Here is a 15,571-nt window from a genome sequence, read left to right as displayed (position 1 = left end):
GCGGGTACTGCCCGCATTTTATTTTTCGACTATTCGGAACTTTGTCCACGGAAATCGAAACAGAAAGATTATGAAATTAGACGCTATCATCGAAGATATGCAGGGATGCATCTTCTCGCTGCAACAGCGGGTCGAAGAATTGAAGACAATGGACGACAAGTCGGCCGAAACGATTCTGATGACCCGTCAGGAGGCTGCCGATATGATCGGCAAGTCGCTGCGGCAACTGGATCGGGATTGCCGCCGATACGGCATCCGAAAGGTCCATGCAAACGGAGGGATTCGGATCCCTAAAATCGACCTGCTCGTGCATATGGGGCTGGTCGCACGACCGGCGGAGCCGCGCCGAAGCGAATTGCAACGGGTATTGGGCAGATTCGGACGACAATGAACTACCTCACGGAGATAAAACTCTTCAACGAGTGGCTCGAAACCGAACAGCTGCCGTCCAATGCTATCGTATTGTGGTATGCCTTGATGTTCACGGCTAACCGCTGCGGCTGGCGCGACGAATTCGCAGTATCGTTCTCCGTATTGCAGAGCCGCACGAAACTCGACCGATCGACCGTCTGGCGGATGCGTAAGGTTTTGGCGGATAGAGGTATTATCTCCGTGGAGGAACGGGGCGGCAATCGGAGCGCGCTTTATCGGCTGCATTCGTTCGAGCGGCTGTTTGCGTCGCAACGCACTACGCTGACTGCAACGCAATCCGACACGAATCCGTCCGAAGCGTTGCAAGGTGCGACGCTGTCTGCAACCGTACATAGACTGAACAGGGATTCTTCTGAAAAAGAAAAAACAAGCAAAAAAGAAAAAGGGCGTTCGGCGGGCGAAGAGAGAAAAAGTTGCGCGAAAAAGAGAGAAATGCCGCGTCTGAACCATGCGCAGTTCCTCTCGATGCTCGAACCAGCGTGGCGGGAGCCGATGACCGTATGGTTGGAGTACAAGCGTATTCGTCGCGAGAGTTATCGCAGCGAGTCGGGAGCGAGGAAATGTCTGTCGCTGCTGCGCAGCCTTTCGGACGAGGACCCGGCGGTTGCCGCTGCCATCATTGACCGCAGCATCGCCAACAACTGGGCGGGACTGTTCTCGTTGCAACCGGCACAGCCTGCGCGAGGACAGCATCCCGGGCAGATCATCCATCCTGCGACCGACGAACGGATCCGGCGATTGTTGGAAAAACTCGACCGCAGATGAAATGTGGGACAATGACCTCTTTGCGCAAATACCGACGAACCTATTTTCACACTACAAAAACGACACACCGCATGAATCGCATCGCATCGCTTATCGACCGCATGGTCGCAGACAAACGCCTCGTCGTTCGTTCGCCGCACGACCTCTCGTGGGGCGACAGGGATTATTGCGAGGGCCTGTTCTGTGAAATCTTCCGGCGGGTCGATACTTCGATCGTGCGCTACCGCCACCTGACCGAGTATGCCGGGATCATCGACTGGATGACCTCTACCGAAGGGCGCGGACTGCTACTCTACGGCGATTGCGGACGCGGCAAGAGCATCATCCTTACGGGCGTCGTTCCCGTGCTGCTGGCGATGAAGGAGCGGATGACGGTAGCCATTCACGCCGACGAACTCTCCAAGCCTTACGACCTCGCTCTGCGGACAGCCGGATACGATGTGCATACGACGAACCTCGACTACCTGACCCGCACGGCTTATCCTATTATCGACGAGTTGGGCGTAGAGCCGCTCGTGAACGACTACGGCGAGAAGTACGAGGGTTTCAACCGCGTCATCAACGCTGCCGAACGCTATCTGCGGCCGTTATTCATCTCGACGAACCTGACCCGCGAACAGCTGCTTCGCCGTTACGGAGAGCGGACTTTCGACCGATTGACGCGCTTGTGCCGTCCGGTGAAGTTCGAGGGCGAGAGTCTGCGCTGACAATCGAAAAACAGTACACGATATGAAACTGCAACGAATCATTCATCATTTGGAAGACGGCCGCCGCAAGTATGTGACCCATAACGGCGAGATGGAAAAGTGGACGGAGGTCGAAATCGAAAACCTCCGCCGCAATACAGAACAGCACGGTCCGGCAGCCTATACCGCCGACTTCGCCAAGTACGGCATCTCCGCTCGCGAACTACGCGAACGCTATCCCGATGCGAAGATCATTCGCATCGTCGGTTTCGAGACCGAGGATCATGACCTGCCGTTGAACCCCGAAATCATCTTCTGACGATGCCGCACCTCAAACGTACTGTCCGCCGTCCGTGGCTGCCGGAGCATAAGCCGCAGTCGGGACGCCGCCACGCCAACACGGAGTTCTACCGATCCGCCGCATGGCGGAAACTGCGCCTCGTCAAGTTGGAGCAGCAACCGCTGTGCGAGGAGTGCCTGAAACACGACCGGCATACTCCGGCGCAGATGGTCGACCACATCGTCCCGATCAATCGGGGCGGGGCGCCGCTCGACTTGCAGAACCTGCAATCCCTCTGCAACTCCTGCCACAACCGTAAGAGCGCTCGGGAGCGAAGATAACACGATGTCGAACCTCTAAAACGAATGCCTATGATTTAATCGGAACCGGATGGAACGGATGCGTGGTTTGCAATCAGTCCAAGGGCAATGTCGGCACCCGTTCCATCCCTTTTTCGAGTAGGCACGAACCGAAATGCGAACGACCCTTAACCTGAATGAAATCATCTCCGAATGGATTTCGGAGTGCGACATACTCCCCGCCACCAAACGGGACTACCGACGCAAAATCGCGCTGTGGTTCCGATGGCTGTCGGCGCACGATGTCGATACCCGTTCACCGGAGCGTCGGCACGTTTTGGAGTACAAACAGCAACTGCAAGCCGAAGGTAAGAGCGTCTATACCGTGAACAGCCTCGTTACGATCCTCAAGCTGTTTTACGACTTCTGCGAGCGACAGGGCTACTACGGCAATATCGCTGCCGGGATCCGCAGCAGCAAACGCCATACGGAGTACAGCAAACTGCCGCTGACGGCGGAGCAGGCGTTCCGGCTGTTGGACAGCATCGATCCCTCGACCGCCATCGGGCGCCGCGACCGACTGATGATTTCGCTGATGCTCTTCAACGGGCTTCGCACCTGCGAGGCGGAGCGTATCGACATCGGCGACTTCGCCGAGCGCGAGGGGCAACCGATCCTCCGCATTCAGCGCAAGGGACGCACGGACAAGAACGAGATCGTCGTGCTGCATCCCGACACGGTCGCGTGGCTGGAGGAGTATATCGCCGGCAGGGACTTCGACAGCGACACTCCGCTCTTCGTATCCCACAAGGCGCAATGCGACAACCGGCTCGTGCGGCAGACGATCGGGCGGATCATCAAACAACGCCTTGCCCGTATCGGCATCTCGCATCCGAAGATCTCGGCGCATTCGCTGCGGCACACGTTCGGGGCGCTGATGGTCGAACAGGGCATAGATATCGAGACGATCAAGGATATGATGGGACACTCCGATACGAAGACCACGCGCATCTATATCGAAATGGCGCAGCAGCGACGACTGCTCCATCACTCGCCGTCGATGACCATAGGCGATGCGATATTGAACAGCGGCGGCAAACCGCACCGATGATTGAAGTACAGTGAATTAATGAATTACGCCAACTATTTGACACGCAAAACTTTGGCGATTTCCGCAACTCTTTGGAATCCAATACATGAACATCAAAGAGTTACGTGATCGAGGTACGCTCCCGACCGAAGACGGGGAGGGGTCGAAAATCCTTCGGACCCTGCGAAAAGCAATCGCGCCCCAAGTCTTCTGTACGCGCGTGCAGAATTAGAGGAAAAAGAAAACCGCCCGAAGGCGGCAAAACATTAATGTTTTTTTAATCGCTCTTTGAACTGAGCTTTCGCGGCATCAAAGAGCTGCCACAATACTCAGCTTGCAAAAGTGATAAGAATGAAATACAAAATTTCCATAATTATCAGTTTTTGAGATTTAAAGTCTTTCGAGACTATCTTTTGCCGCTTTTCGATTGGCGTTACAAAGTTAAAATTATTTATGAAAGGTCGCAAGAAAATACCTGATGAATTGAAATCCTTACGGGGTACGGACCAGCCGTGCCGGATGACCGGCGGTGCTGTTTCTGCCGGAACCGCCGTGGCGGCGTTGCCGCGCTCCGGACTGAAAGGTACGGCGAAGAAGGTGTTCGAGGTCGTGGCGACGGAGTTGATCCACAAATGCCTGTTGGACGTCGTCGGCGTAGACTTGGTCGTCGCCTACGCTCGCGAGATGGGGCTGTACCACGATATGATGCGCGAAACCGAAAAGGAGGGATACACCATCGAAGTAATGATGAAACACGGTACGGCGACGGTCGTCAACCCCAAGCGCAAGGTCGCGGAAGCGGCGCTCGTCAATGCCAAAGCGCTGGCTGCCGAGTTCGGGTTGACGCCTGCCAGTCGCAGCCGCGTAGCGACTTTGCTTTCGGATAATACCGCGAAAGACGACTTCGCGGAGTTCGAGGAGATAAAGTAGATTATCGCAATATGGCTGCTGTCAAGAAAAATCCCGCCGAACTTTATGCCGAGCAGGTGCGCTCCGGCGAGATTCTCGTCTGCGAGTATGTCCGCCTCGCCGTCGAGCGTTACTACGCCGATCTCGACCGTGCGCTCGACATGGGTCGCTACTTCGATAAAAAAGCCGCAATGCGAGCTATCCACTTCATCGAAAAACTCAAACATACCAAAGGCGAGTGGGCGGGCCAGCGGTTCCGGCTGGAGCCGTGGCAGCAGTTCGTGCTGTGGAATATCTTCGGGTGGAAGAATGCCGACGGCACGCGCCGGTTCCGATACGCTTATATCGAGATCGCCCGCAAGAACGGCAAAACCGCACTGTCTGCCGGCATCGGGTTGTATATGCTCTTCGCCGACGGCGAGAGCCGCCCGGAGGTTTATTCGGCCGCGACGGTCAAGGATCAGGCGAAGATATGCTTCTCGGATGCTGTGGAGATCGTCAAGGCGACCGACCTGAAAAACTACCTTACGCCATATCGCAACTCGATCGTCTATGAACTCAAAGGCGGTACGATGAAGCCTCTCTCGTCCGATTACGGCACGCACGACGGTCTGAACCCGAGTTGCGGCATCATTGACGAGTTTCACGCCCACAAGGACAGCGGAATGTTCGACGTCATCAAGTCGGCTTTCGGTGCACGGCGGCAACCGCTGATGTTCATCATCACGACGGCGGGCTTCGACAAGTCGGGAGTCTGCTATGCCTATCGGGAGAACGTCATCAAAGTGCTGCGCGGCGTGAACGAGGACGATTCATTGTTCGGCATCATCTACACGCTCGACGATAAATCGGAGTGGGACGACCCGAAAATGTGGATCAAGGCCAATCCCAACCTCGGCGTGAGTTTGAGCGCCGACTACCTCGCCGACCAAGTGAAAGACGCCAAGAACCGTCCCGAAGCCGTCCGCAACGTAATGACGAAGAACGTCGATCTGTGGGTCGATGCCGAACGGACATGGATACTCGACGACGTTTGGCAAAAGTGCATCGGTACGACCGACTCTGCCGATCTGAAAAGCTGCGCCTGCTGGGGCGGATTGGATCTCTCGAACGTGTCGGACATCACGGCTTACGTGCTGCTCTTCCACGAGAACGACCGTTTCCAGTTGCTGCCGCACTTTTGGATTCCCGAAGAGAAGATGCTGGAAAAGGTCCGCAAGGAGAATATCAACTACGACAAGTGGGTGGCAGAGGGTTATGTAACCGTTACGCCGGGCAATGTCATCGATTATGACTTCGTCAAGGCGGATATCCTGCGTATCGTAGCCGACTACGACCTACGGACATCGGCCTACGACCGTTGGAACGCTTCGCAGACGATCATCGACTTGCAGAACGAGGGGATGGAGTGCAACCCCTTCGGACAGGGCTACGGCTCGATGTCGGCACCGACCAAGGAGTTCGAGAAACTGGTGCTGACCGGGAAGATCGAACACTTCGGCAATCCCGTGCTGCGGTGGATGCTCGCGTCGACGCTCGTCAAGACCGATCCTGCGGGCAACATCAAACCCGACAAGGAGAAATCGACGCAGAAGATCGACGGCATCGTCGCGGCGATTATGGCACTCGGGGAGTGGATGACCGCACAGGCCGACGACGAGAGCAACCCGTATGAAAACAGAGGATTATTGACTTTATAACACGATACGATTATGAGCAGCAGAAAAATGAACCGAAAACAATACAAGCGTTATCACTCGCCGGTCATCGCCGCCGAGCGCGAGAAAGTCGAAGCGGAACTGTCGGCGATGAATCCGCTCGAACCCGAAGTGCGGCATTTCCTCTCGTTCGAGGGCTTCGCGGAACTATATCTCCGTATGCGTGACCTCTATCCGACGCAGTTGGAGGCTTACGAGCGGTTGGAGGATTTCTACATCACCATCACCGGCAAGCGCAGATACTCCGAATTCAGTTCATTCAGGAGGGTGTTGAATAGAACGAGAAATATACGTTGATATATTACATTGGTTATCAATATGAAAACGGAGTGCGATTAACTTTCTATTAAAAAATATGTAAAAAATTATGTAGAGAACAAAAATTTACTTACCTTTGCAAAAGAAACCCACGAGTGCGAGTCGTGGGCAATGTAAAAACATATAAATACGTTTTTCTAATGAAAAACTTTACAAAAGTAAGTTTATTTTCGGATTCTACAAATTCCGAGGAACAAAAAATCTATGAGTCGATGACTCGATTCGTAAGTAAAGAACTTTATTTGCTTCCTCAAATGATTGGGGATGCTTATTCTGAAACTAATGACGAATTGGGGATTCTTCCACCTCACGCAAGAAGGCGGAATAGCCGACCTGTTCGAGTAAATGAAAAGATAGCCCAGAAATGTGCTGAAATCTACCCCGAATATTTCAGAGAAGTTTCGAGTGGTAAATTTATGCTTTATGTACCGGGATTCGCTCAATTTCACATTGTGAAAACGAATAGGGGCAAATTGCCTCCCAGACGTACTCGACAAGCTCAAAATGAGGTATATCAACAGAACCTACCATTCAAAGGTTGCCCAATTTTGCATATCGGTCATGATCATCAATATGGTCATACAAGTGTAACCTTAATGTTATATGATGCAGGACAATGCGTGTGGAGTTGTTCTTTCAGTGATATTTTGTACATCCAAAACTCTACAGCGGAACAGACTATTTCATTGACGCAAACATATAATGATTCTAAGGAGGTTTTTGCCAAGCCAAAAGCCAATGCTCGAAAGAAGGTGACAGTAGAGGCTATTTGATGCGGACAATTTGTGAGAGCTTAAATGATATATGAATGTTAATAACAAAATGATCACTATCGCACGAGAAGTGCGAGGAATGACTCAGATGCAATTATCTGCGTCTATACCTAAACTATCTCAAGGAAATCTCTCAAAAATGGAAAAAGGGATTATTGGGGTTACGGAGGAAATTATTGAGAAAATAGCCTCTGCCCTCAATTTTCCCGTTTCGTTCTTTTATGAAGAATATACATTCCCACCATTTAGCAATGTATATTACCGAAAACTCATTACGGCTTCTGTCAAAAAGATGTCTCAACTGGAGGCTATTTTTAAAACAACTATGTTTGTTGTAGACAACTTGTTGGAGTCTATTGATATCCCAGAATATACCATCCCAGAGTTGGATGTTGAGAATGAATTTGCAAAAACGAATACAAACAAGACAACCCAGCGAGTTGAAGATATTGCTCGAAGAGTTCGTTTTATATTGGGCATTCCGGATGGACCAATAACAGATATTTCGGATATTCTTGAAAAAAATGGTATTATCATTATTGAAATAAATACTGATATGGTAAAATTTTCAGGAATGTCTGCCCAAACTCAGAATGGGGCAAAAATAATTTTCTTAAACGGAAATATGTCCAATGATCGTAAGCGATTTACCATTGCTCACGAATTAGGACATATTGTCATGCATATTCCTTTCATTGCAATATCTGAAGATAGAGATTTGGAGAATGAAGCGAATGTTTTTGCAGGCGAATTTTTAATGCCTTATAAGGATTTTCGTAAAGATGTCTCTCAATATTTATCATACAACCATTTGGATATGTTGAAGGCATATTGGAGAGCATCGAAACAGGCGATTATTCGAAAGGCATACCAAGATCAAATTATTTCTGCACAGAAATACCAATCTTTGATGGTACAAATGAGTATGAATGGGGAAAGAAAATGCGAACGCATAATTGTTGATTTCCCTGATCCTAAATTATTAAAAAAAATAATAGATGTTTTTTACGATGATTTAGGTTATACTCAAGATGACCTTACGCAAGCTATTAGTGTAAATCTTAATAGTTTGCCTTTAATGATTAATAAAAGACCTAATATGATTTTATTGAGATCCAAGACCAGAATACAATTATAGTAGGGACAATATCCATTTAATATTCTTTCCACTTCATTAAGTTTGCCGCAAAGCAAGTTTGATGAAGTGGTTCCCATTTTTGCATAGAGGCGAGCGGCGCGATATTTCATCGGCCGAGTTCGAGGCTGCGGTGAATAAAGTCATTACCGCCGACACGGTCGCCGATGCTACGCGTCAGCCGTATATCACTGAGGAGGGCGCATTGAACCTCACGGCGGTTTGGGCTTGCGTGCGAATACTCTCCGAAACGGTCGGAACGCTTCCTTTGCATCTCTATCGCCGTACTGCTCGCGGTCGAGAGCGACAGTACGACCATCTTTGCCACCGACTCGTGCAGGCTCCCAACTCCTATTCCACACGTTTCGACCTGATGCACCATCTGATGGTCTCATGCGCTCTGTGGGGCAACGGCTATGTCCGCATTTTTCGGGACAAACGCTATCGTCCCGTTCGGCTGAAGTTCATCCATCCTGCCCGTATCGAGCCGCTCCTTACCGACAACGACGAACTCTTCTACCGATCGGACACGGGCGAACTGCTCCCGAACGAAGACGTCATCCACTTGCGCGGACTCTCGACCAATGGCTATAAGGGCAAAAGTCCGATCGCCGTCCATCGCGACAACCTCGCACTCTCCGTCTCTGCGCAACTCTACGGTAAACGCTTCTTCGATCAGGGCGGCAATATGTCGGGCGTCTTCAAATATCCCTCGACGCTCAAGCCCGAAGCCTACCAGCGGCTCAAGAAAGACCTCATCGCCCAATCGGTCGGTTTGCACAACGCTCACGTCCCGCTGCTGTTGGAGGGCGGTATGACCTACGAACGCATCTCCATTCCTCCTGAAGATGCGCAGTTCATCGCCACGCGCAAGTTCCAAAAGACCGAGATCGCCACCATCTACGGAATTCCTCCGCATATGATCGCCGACTTGGAGCGTGCCACGAACAACAACATCGAGCATCAGGGTATGGAGTTCGTGCAGTATTGCCTGATGCCGTACCTCGTCCGCATCGAGGAGGAGTTCAACCGCAAACTGCTACGCGAGGACGAGTTCGGGGAGTATTACTTCCTCTTCGGTCTGAACGGACTGCTGCGCGGCGATGCCAAGACCCGCTCGGAATACTACAAGAATATGAATATCGTCGGCGCGATGTCTGCCAACGAGATCCGCTCCCTCGAAGATATGAACTCCTACGATGGCGGCGACGAATATTTCGTACAAATGAACATGCAGCCGGTAACGACTGCCGTAAAACCTGAAACGAATGGAACCGAATAATGAAATAGAGATCCGGAGCCTTGTCGGCGATCTGCATATCGAGAGCCGCGAGGAGGGAACCGTCAGCCGGACGATCGTCGGCTATGCCGCGAAGTTCGAGAGTTGGAGCGACCTTATTATGGGGTGGTTCCGGGAGAAGATCGCGCGGGGCGCGTTCGACGGGTGCGACCTGTCTGACGTCATCATGTGTTTCAACCACAACACCGATTCGATTCTCGCACGCACGACGAGCGGTACGCTGCGATTGGAGGTAGACGACGTAGGTCTGCGCTTCGCGTTCGAGGCTCCGAATACGACTTTAGGGAGCGATATGCTGGAACTGGTACGCCGGGGCGACGTCTCGAAATGTTCGTTCCGCTTCGGCGTCGAGCAGGACGAGTGGCAGTATGCCGACGAAAAGAACGGTCTCGCGATGGACGAGCGGACGATACTCCGGTTCTCGCGTGTGGTGGATGTGTCGCTCGTGGTATTTCCCGCCTATCCCGAAACCGAAGCCTCGGTGCGGCATCTCGAAGAGCGGAAAGCCGAGTATCTGCGCGAACACGCACCGCAGCCGGAACGAAATGACCGTGCTGTTGCTGCAAGTCGGTCGAGAGAGCGATTGACGGATATGTTGAAGTTGAAGAAATGATTATCGATTTCTCGCAAACTCTTCTGCGGTTTCTATCAAGTCGAGTTTGATTTCGTCCCAATCAAGACCTCGCAGACATACCGGATCGAGGTCGGCATCTGCAAGTGCGAAATCCGTAAATTTATCCAGCAACTCTTCTGTGTCGTGCTCCCATTCGTGTCTGCGGGCATGCAGCGCGCACATCTCGGCAAGCGGATATTCATTGAGAAGCATGTGCAGGTCCCAGAAATCCTTTTTGCGACCGCCGCGCGAGACGACATTCATCTTCATGGCGATGATATCCCGAACGCTCGCCATGCGGATCCCATCGAGAACTTCCGCCGTTTCGAGAAACGGGTCGGTGTACATCAAGTCGAGTTTGACTGCGTCCCCCTCCGATCGTCCGATATAATATCCTCGTCCGAAGCCTACGATGGAGGTCGTATCGCTGCAATCGTAGTATGGAAAATGCGAACGCAAAAACCGTTCGAATGCTCGAAAATCGAGACTTCGATATTCGGCATCGGTGAACAGGTCGATATCGACCGATTTGCGATGCCCGTAGCGCAAACTCAAGTTCGTGCCTCCGACCAGTCGGAACGGGGCGAACAGCTTGTCCGCCATCAGCATGCCGAGCGTCTCCTTCAGAAGCGGCGTTACCGTTTCGTAATGCAGTTTATTTTCGCTGGTCATATCGTTGCGTCGTATTTATGCGGTAAGCATTGCTCGGCCGGACGGTATCGAGCGCCGATAACGGCATCCCGTAGAATCTTGCGATTTCCGCTTTTTCGGCATCGTTGCCGCGCTCCGCAACGCGTGCGATTACGGCATCTTTGTATCGTCCCCAATCTATCGAATCGAAGTCGGCATCCCAAAAGAGCGACCGGCGAATAGCCGGTACGCCGTCGATCGACCGGCTCTTCATGCGAATCTTATACTCGGCGATTTCATAAAACGCCTGAAGCGTCAACAGGAATCCTTCATCGTATCCGAATGCCTGTTCGATTTTCAGTGCCATCTCGACTGTCAGATTGCGACGTCCCGTAATGATGGCATTGAGCGTTTGGCTGTGTTCTCCGATGGACGCTGCGAACGATCGCTGACTGAGATTGCGTTTTTTCAAATCCCGATCGATGAGCTTTCCCGGATGGATGCCTTTCAGTATGTCGATTCTGCTCTTCATGATTCTCGTTGCAAATATACGCAATGTAAACGAATTTGTTTGCAAAATTGTTGCCTTTTTTATTTTCGGCATCGAAAATCGGTTTTCCGAACTGCGACAAAGTTTCCCTATTACGGCTGATACGTGGATTAAGTTTGCTCCCGAACGAATCGATAACGAGATTTATGAGCAAACTGAAAACCCTTAAAGAGAGCCGCGCTGCCGTGTTCGCAAAGATCGACGAGTTGCGTACCGCGACCGACGGGCGCGAGATGACCTCCGAGGAGCAGGAGCGGTGGAATACGCTGCTTGCGGAGTACGAGCAGGCCGACCGCGCCGTCGAAGCCGAGGAGCGCTATGTCGACATCGAACGTCGGCAGGCCGAGCAGGAGTATATTCGTCAAACTTCCGGCGAGCAGCCCGACGAATGCCGTGCCGAGGAGTATCGCACCGCTTTCCGCGACTACCTGCTGCGCGGGGCTGCGGATATTTCGCCCGAACATCGGACTCTTTTCGAGCAGCGCGCCGGCATCACGGGTTTGTCGGGCGGCGTGGTCGTTCCTTCGTCGCTTGCCGACAGCATCGAGGTCGCGCTGAAAGCCTACGGCGGGATGTTCGAGGCGGGTTCCATTCTCACCACGAGCAAGGGCGGCGACCTGATTATGCCGACGGTGAACGATACCGATGCGAAGGCTACGGTCGTTGCCGAGTACCAACAGTCGACCAAGTCCGCACCGTCGTTCGGCTCCGAAACGCTCAAAGCCTACACCTATCGCACGCCCATCGTCCCCGTGTCGTTGGAACTATTGCAGGACTCGGCATTCGACCTCGAATCGCTGCTTTCGGGTCTGTTGGCAGAGTCGTTCGGGCGGGGCATCAACTACGACCTCACGCGCGGCGACGGCAAGGGCAAACCCAAGGGCATCGTCGAGTGGGCGCACGCCTGTGCCGTCAGCCCTTCGGGCAACGGCATCTCGCTCGACGCATTGATCGAGCTTATCAAGGGCGTGGATTCCTCCTATGCCCGGCACGGGCGGTTCATGTTCAACCGCAATACGCTCTACTCGCTCGTCAAGATCAAGGATACGACGGGACGCTACATCTGGCAGGAGGGGGCAAAGGACGGCACGCCGCCGACCTTGTTCGGCAAGGCGTATATCCTGAACGACGACCTCGACGATGCCGCAGCGGGCAAGACTTCGGTGCTGTTCGGCGACTTCTCGAAGTTCAAGATCCGTATGGTCAAGTCATTCCGCGTGATCCGCCTGAACGAGTTGCTCGCCGAGTACCTTTCGATCGGGCTGTTCGGCTTCGCCCGCGTGGACGGCATCCTGCTGGACGCCGGCACGCACCCCGTCCACAAGTTGGTGCATAAATCGGCATAAGGTATGACAGTAATCGAGATGCGGGAGCCGCCGATCGCGCTGGAACTCGCCAAGCAGCACCTGCGGGTAGGCAGCGCCACTCATGACGATACTTTGATTGCTGCGAAACTCGACATGGCCGTTGCCGTGGCGGAGGATATGACGGGACGGATCATCCGGGAGAAGAGGGTACGGTTCGACGTATCGATCCCTTCCGATGCTCCCATCGTCCGTCTGCCCGTCCCTACGACGTGCATCGAGCGGCTCTCTGTCTCTCGAACCATCATTCCCGAATCCGATTACACGCTTTTGAAGGACGACTACGACCCGATGTTGATTGCCGAACAGCAGTACAATGGACAAACCGCAACGGTTACGGCTGTCGTCGGCTACGATCGCGATAATATACCTCCGGCAATCAAGGCGGCTATTCTGCTGATCTTGGGTACGCTCTACGACAACGAATCGGACAACCTCGTCGGACGCTCCGTCTCGGAGCTGTCGCTCACGGCCGAAAAACTCCTGCTTCCGTGGCGGGTAACCCCTTACGGCGATGTTTGACACGCGAATCGAAATCCTCGAATACACCGAGGAGCGGGACGAGTACAACGACCTCACGAAATCGCTCCGGCACGTCGCCGTCTGCTACGCCCAGCGTACCGAGAACGGCGGTCGGGAGAACCTCTACGCCGGCCGCATCGTCCACGAGAACGAAACGGTCTATACGATTCGTTGGCAACCCGGCCTGCGTCCCGATATGGTCGTTCGCGACGAGGGGTATCTGCGGAAGATAACTTCGATCCACGAGGAGGGACGCCGCTGGCGCCTGCACCTCAAATGCCGGAAGAGCGATGCTGACGATCGAAGTTGACGGTTATGCCGCAGCCAAGCGGATTCTGGACGAACTGCCGAACACGATGCAGAAGCGGATGCTGCTTGCGGCTCTGCGCGCCTCGGCCAAGCCGATGTTGCAATCGGCACGGAGCAAAGTTCCCGTCCGCACGGGCAAACTGAAGAAGCAGCTGCGCACGGTTCGTTACAAGGACCGCAACGCTTCGAAGTCGGAGGTGGCCATCGCCGTGAAGCCGGTCTTCGAACGCACGAAGAAGAAAGGCGCCGTGAACGAATACTACGGCAAGTTCATCCACGAGGGGACTGCCGATCCTCGCACCTCGAAAAAGGGCAAGCTGTTAGTATTCGACGATGCGCAGGGCAAAAAGGTCTTCGTCCGCAGCGTAAAGGGTATCCGGCCGACGCCTTATTTGGAGCAGGCTTACACGGAGAACTCCGAACGCACGGTGGCGATCTTCGGCGACGAGTTGGCTGCTGCAGTCGAAAAGTTCGTGAATAAAAACTTCGCACCGGTATCGAAATGATGGATTTCAAGAAACAGCTGATCGCGCTTTTGGAGCGTGAGATTCCCGAATTGGCGGATAGGATCCAAGCCGGGGCGGTCGATGCCCGGACGCCTGCGCCTTTCGCTGCCTTCTCCGTTCCGGAGGAGACGCTCGTAAGGACGCTGCACGGCATCGCCGGCTATCGGACGATATTCGAGGTCGCGGTTTACGACAACAGGTTCTCCGGCGCGGAACGTCTCAAGCATCGCGTGATCGCTGCCTTGGAGGGCGCAGAGTTCGACGGCAAACGATGTCGCTTCAAATCATCCTCGACAGAGTATTACGCCGATTACGATTTGCATGGTGCGACGCTTTCGTTCCGCATCGTCTGAAGAAGCGAAACCGTACAGTTGTTCTGCTCGCAAGAATATGTGGATTCTGCTCGCAAACCAACTGTTTCGAGCAGAAAATAGCAGGTTGTGTGAGCAGTATTTCTTGCAAACACCAGTTGGGACAATGTTTTCCCGAAATCGAGATATCCGAGTGTAGGTTTGCATAGTAAATCATACATTGACATTTTTTATGCCTGAAACTTACGGAAACAAACAGGTCGTCCAAGGCGAGGACATCATCCTCTTGGTGGACGATAAGACGACGCTTCACGCCACGACGCACACGCTGAAGGTGGACTTGGAGATGAAGGAGCTGCGCACGAAGGATACCGACGGCAAGGAGAAGTGGCCGGGCGATGTATCGTGGTCGGTGGACGGCGACGGACTGGTGGTCGTCGACGATTCGATCGAGAACAGCCATACCGCCGAGGAGGTCCTCGACCTGGTACTTCGGAAAAAACTCGTCGAGGTGGTCATCAAGTCGCCGCTCACGGGACTCGCGAAGATGTACACAGGCAAAGCCTACATCACGACCTTTTCGCTCTCGACGCCTGCGGGCGACAACGCCTCTTACAGTTATTCGCTTACCGGTAGCGGCAACCTGACGCCGGTAAAGAAACCTGAATCCTGACCGCTATGAAAGAGATCATCATTCAAGGCTCTCCGCGTCCGATCCATTTCGGATTGCGCGCCATCGACGAGTTCGTCAAGCAGCGCGGTGCGGAGTTCGGGCAAACGGTCGCTTCGACCGATGCCCTCGGATCGTTGGACAGCATCGTCGCGCTGACCGCCACGGGACTCAACGAGGGTGCACGGCGTGCCGGCAGCGACTGTCGCTACACCGAAGACGAGGTGTGGGACATCTTCGACGAGGAGCCGTCGCTCATTCTCGCCGTCTCGGAACTCTTCGTCGAGAGCATCGCGCCGCTGACGGATAAGTTGGGTGACCTCTCAAAAAACGGGAAACGCCCGACGACGGGGAGCCGCAAGCGGTAACCTACGAGCGATGGTTCGCCATC

General features: G+C 53.4%; 22 protein-coding genes. 20 read left to right on the top strand and 2 right to left on the bottom strand.

Features of this window, described 5'->3' with window-relative positions; genetic code table 11:
* The first annotated feature begins 70 nt into the window (after positions 1-70).
* The 13 genes from KB554_RS00960 (at position 71) to KB554_RS00900 (ending at position 10,318) form a co-directional block, all read left to right on the top strand.
* Complete coding sequence (locus KB554_RS00960) at positions 71-391, top strand: hypothetical protein (RefSeq protein ID WP_211034672.1); 321 nt, start codon at positions 71-73, stop codon at positions 389-391.
* Entirely contained in the window at positions 388-1,197 is an 810-nt protein-coding gene (locus KB554_RS00955) for a hypothetical protein (RefSeq protein WP_211034671.1), read from the top strand. Before KB554_RS00960 ends, KB554_RS00955 begins: the two co-directional genes overlap by 4 nt.
* Positions 1,198-1,268: 71 nt before the next feature.
* The gene (locus tag KB554_RS00950; RefSeq protein WP_211034670.1) at positions 1,269-1,904 is read left to right on the top strand and encodes a hypothetical protein; all 636 of its coding nucleotides are present in this window, start codon (positions 1,269-1,271) and stop codon (positions 1,902-1,904) included.
* 22 nt (positions 1,905-1,926) lie between these two features.
* Complete coding sequence (locus KB554_RS00945; RefSeq protein WP_211034669.1) at positions 1,927-2,202, top strand: hypothetical protein; 276 nt, start codon at positions 1,927-1,929, stop codon at positions 2,200-2,202.
* 2 nt (positions 2,203-2,204) lie between these two features.
* Positions 2,205-2,504, top strand: a complete 300-nt coding sequence (locus KB554_RS00940; protein ID WP_195579428.1) for an HNH endonuclease signature motif containing protein — start codon at positions 2,205-2,207, stop codon at positions 2,502-2,504.
* A 133-nt stretch (positions 2,505-2,637) separates the two neighbouring features.
* On the top strand, positions 2,638-3,573 hold the full coding sequence (locus KB554_RS00935) for a tyrosine-type recombinase/integrase (protein ID WP_211034668.1): 936 nt from the start codon (positions 2,638-2,640) through the stop codon (positions 3,571-3,573).
* A 462-nt stretch (positions 3,574-4,035) separates the two neighbouring features.
* The gene (locus KB554_RS00930; protein ID WP_211034667.1) at positions 4,036-4,482 is read left to right on the top strand and encodes a phage terminase small subunit P27 family; all 447 of its coding nucleotides are present in this window, start codon (positions 4,036-4,038) and stop codon (positions 4,480-4,482) included.
* Between the two features lie 11 nt (positions 4,483-4,493).
* The gene (locus tag KB554_RS00925; protein WP_211034666.1) at positions 4,494-6,161 is read left to right on the top strand and encodes a terminase TerL endonuclease subunit; all 1,668 of its coding nucleotides are present in this window, start codon (positions 4,494-4,496) and stop codon (positions 6,159-6,161) included.
* Positions 6,162-6,173: 12 nt separating this feature from the next.
* Positions 6,174-6,476: a hypothetical protein gene (locus tag KB554_RS00920; RefSeq protein ID WP_211034665.1), complete on the top strand. Its 303-nt coding sequence runs from the start codon at positions 6,174-6,176 to the stop codon at positions 6,474-6,476.
* Positions 6,477-6,637: 161 nt separating this feature from the next.
* A complete protein-coding gene (locus KB554_RS00915; protein WP_211034664.1) occupies positions 6,638-7,270 on the top strand; it encodes a hypothetical protein in 633 nt (210 codons plus the stop codon).
* A gap of 49 nt (positions 7,271-7,319) precedes the next feature.
* Positions 7,320-8,408, top strand: a complete 1,089-nt coding sequence (locus KB554_RS00910) for an XRE family transcriptional regulator (protein ID WP_211034663.1) — start codon at positions 7,320-7,322, stop codon at positions 8,406-8,408.
* Between the two features lie 130 nt (positions 8,409-8,538).
* Complete coding sequence (locus KB554_RS00905) at positions 8,539-9,687, top strand: phage portal protein (RefSeq protein ID WP_348771867.1); 1,149 nt, start codon at positions 8,539-8,541, stop codon at positions 9,685-9,687.
* Positions 9,674-10,318: an HK97 family phage prohead protease gene (locus tag KB554_RS00900; RefSeq protein ID WP_211034662.1), complete on the top strand. Its 645-nt coding sequence runs from the start codon at positions 9,674-9,676 to the stop codon at positions 10,316-10,318. The genes KB554_RS00905 and KB554_RS00900 overlap by 14 nt, the downstream gene beginning before the upstream one ends.
* Here KB554_RS00900 and KB554_RS00895 read toward each other — a convergent pair whose 3' ends face one another.
* Together KB554_RS00895 and KB554_RS00890 are read right to left on the bottom strand one after the other, a co-directional pair.
* Entirely contained in the window at positions 10,319-10,990 is a 672-nt protein-coding gene (locus KB554_RS00895; protein WP_211034661.1) for a nucleotidyl transferase AbiEii/AbiGii toxin family protein, read from the bottom strand.
* Positions 10,974-11,552 carry a HigA family addiction module antitoxin gene (locus KB554_RS00890; protein WP_247652201.1) on the bottom strand — a complete coding sequence of 193 codons (579 nt, stop codon included), beginning with the start codon at positions 11,550-11,552 and terminating at the stop codon, positions 10,974-10,976. The genes KB554_RS00895 and KB554_RS00890 overlap by 17 nt, the downstream gene beginning before the upstream one ends.
* A gap of 92 nt (positions 11,553-11,644) precedes the next feature.
* Between KB554_RS00890 and KB554_RS00885 the strand changes: the two genes are divergently transcribed.
* The 7 genes from KB554_RS00885 to KB554_RS00855 all read left to right on the top strand — a co-directional run bounded on the left by KB554_RS00885 (position 11,645) and on the right by KB554_RS00855 (position 15,548).
* Positions 11,645-12,844, top strand: a complete 1,200-nt coding sequence (locus tag KB554_RS00885; RefSeq protein ID WP_211034660.1) for a phage major capsid protein — start codon at positions 11,645-11,647, stop codon at positions 12,842-12,844.
* A gap of 3 nt (positions 12,845-12,847) precedes the next feature.
* Positions 12,848-13,384, top strand: coding sequence for a head-tail connector protein (locus KB554_RS00880; protein WP_211034659.1), 537 nt, complete (start codon positions 12,848-12,850; stop codon positions 13,382-13,384).
* Positions 13,377-13,694: a phage head closure protein gene (locus tag KB554_RS00875; RefSeq protein ID WP_211034658.1), complete on the top strand. Its 318-nt coding sequence runs from the start codon at positions 13,377-13,379 to the stop codon at positions 13,692-13,694. Before KB554_RS00880 ends, KB554_RS00875 begins: the two co-directional genes overlap by 8 nt.
* A complete protein-coding gene (locus tag KB554_RS00870; protein WP_211034657.1) occupies positions 13,675-14,199 on the top strand; it encodes an HK97-gp10 family putative phage morphogenesis protein in 525 nt (174 codons plus the stop codon). Before KB554_RS00875 ends, KB554_RS00870 begins: the two co-directional genes overlap by 20 nt.
* Positions 14,199-14,552 carry a hypothetical protein gene (locus KB554_RS00865; RefSeq protein ID WP_211034656.1) on the top strand — a complete coding sequence of 118 codons (354 nt, stop codon included), beginning with the start codon at positions 14,199-14,201 and terminating at the stop codon, positions 14,550-14,552. Before KB554_RS00870 ends, KB554_RS00865 begins: the two co-directional genes overlap by 1 nt.
* Before the next feature lie 190 nt (positions 14,553-14,742).
* Entirely contained in the window at positions 14,743-15,183 is a 441-nt protein-coding gene (locus KB554_RS00860; protein WP_211034655.1) for a phage tail tube protein, read from the top strand.
* Between the two features lie 5 nt (positions 15,184-15,188).
* Positions 15,189-15,548, top strand: coding sequence for a hypothetical protein (locus tag KB554_RS00855; protein WP_211034654.1), 360 nt, complete (start codon positions 15,189-15,191; stop codon positions 15,546-15,548).
* Positions 15,549-15,571 lie beyond the last annotated feature (23 nt).

Origin of the sequence: Alistipes sp. Marseille-P2263, from assembly GCF_018101075.1 — a bacterium.
Lineage (GTDB): Bacteria > Bacteroidota > Bacteroidia > Bacteroidales > Rikenellaceae > Alistipes > Alistipes dispar.
Note: the sequence above shows the minus strand (reverse complement) of the source record. Positions and strands in the feature narration are given on the sequence as shown.

Bases quoted from the DNA above. Each gene is read 5' to 3' on its own strand.
- KB554_RS00960 (WP_211034672.1), top strand. From the start codon at position 71: ATGAAATTAGACGCTATCATCGAAGATATGCAGGGATGCATCTTCTCG.
- KB554_RS00955 (WP_211034671.1), top strand. From the start codon at position 388: ATGAACTACCTCACGGAGATAAAACTCTTCAACGAGTGGCTCGAAACC.
- KB554_RS00950 (WP_211034670.1), top strand. From the start codon at position 1,269: ATGAATCGCATCGCATCGCTTATCGACCGCATGGTCGCAGACAAACGC.
- KB554_RS00945 (WP_211034669.1), top strand. From the start codon at position 1,927: ATGAAACTGCAACGAATCATTCATCATTTGGAAGACGGCCGCCGCAAG.
- KB554_RS00940 (WP_195579428.1), top strand. From the start codon at position 2,205: ATGCCGCACCTCAAACGTACTGTCCGCCGTCCGTGGCTGCCGGAGCAT.
- KB554_RS00935 (WP_211034668.1), top strand. From the start codon at position 2,638: ATGCGAACGACCCTTAACCTGAATGAAATCATCTCCGAATGGATTTCG.
- KB554_RS00925 (WP_211034666.1), top strand. From the start codon at position 4,494: ATGGCTGCTGTCAAGAAAAATCCCGCCGAACTTTATGCCGAGCAGGTG.
- KB554_RS00920 (WP_211034665.1), top strand. From the start codon at position 6,174: ATGAGCAGCAGAAAAATGAACCGAAAACAATACAAGCGTTATCACTCG.
- KB554_RS00915 (WP_211034664.1), top strand. From the start codon at position 6,638: ATGAAAAACTTTACAAAAGTAAGTTTATTTTCGGATTCTACAAATTCC.
- KB554_RS00910 (WP_211034663.1), top strand. From the start codon at position 7,320: ATGATCACTATCGCACGAGAAGTGCGAGGAATGACTCAGATGCAATTA.
- KB554_RS00900 (WP_211034662.1), top strand. From the start codon at position 9,674: ATGGAACCGAATAATGAAATAGAGATCCGGAGCCTTGTCGGCGATCTG.
- KB554_RS00895 (WP_211034661.1), bottom strand. From the start codon at position 10,990: ATGACCAGCGAAAATAAACTGCATTACGAAACGGTAACGCCGCTTCTG.
- KB554_RS00890 (WP_247652201.1), bottom strand. From the start codon at position 11,552: ATGCCGAAAATAAAAAAGGCAACAATTTTGCAAACAAATTCGTTTACA.
- KB554_RS00885 (WP_211034660.1), top strand. From the start codon at position 11,645: ATGAGCAAACTGAAAACCCTTAAAGAGAGCCGCGCTGCCGTGTTCGCA.
- KB554_RS00880 (WP_211034659.1), top strand. From the start codon at position 12,848: ATGACAGTAATCGAGATGCGGGAGCCGCCGATCGCGCTGGAACTCGCC.
- KB554_RS00875 (WP_211034658.1), top strand. From the start codon at position 13,377: ATGTTTGACACGCGAATCGAAATCCTCGAATACACCGAGGAGCGGGAC.
- KB554_RS00870 (WP_211034657.1), top strand. From the start codon at position 13,675: ATGCTGACGATCGAAGTTGACGGTTATGCCGCAGCCAAGCGGATTCTG.
- KB554_RS00865 (WP_211034656.1), top strand. From the start codon at position 14,199: ATGGATTTCAAGAAACAGCTGATCGCGCTTTTGGAGCGTGAGATTCCC.
- KB554_RS00860 (WP_211034655.1), top strand. From the start codon at position 14,743: ATGCCTGAAACTTACGGAAACAAACAGGTCGTCCAAGGCGAGGACATC.
- KB554_RS00855 (WP_211034654.1), top strand. From the start codon at position 15,189: ATGAAAGAGATCATCATTCAAGGCTCTCCGCGTCCGATCCATTTCGGA.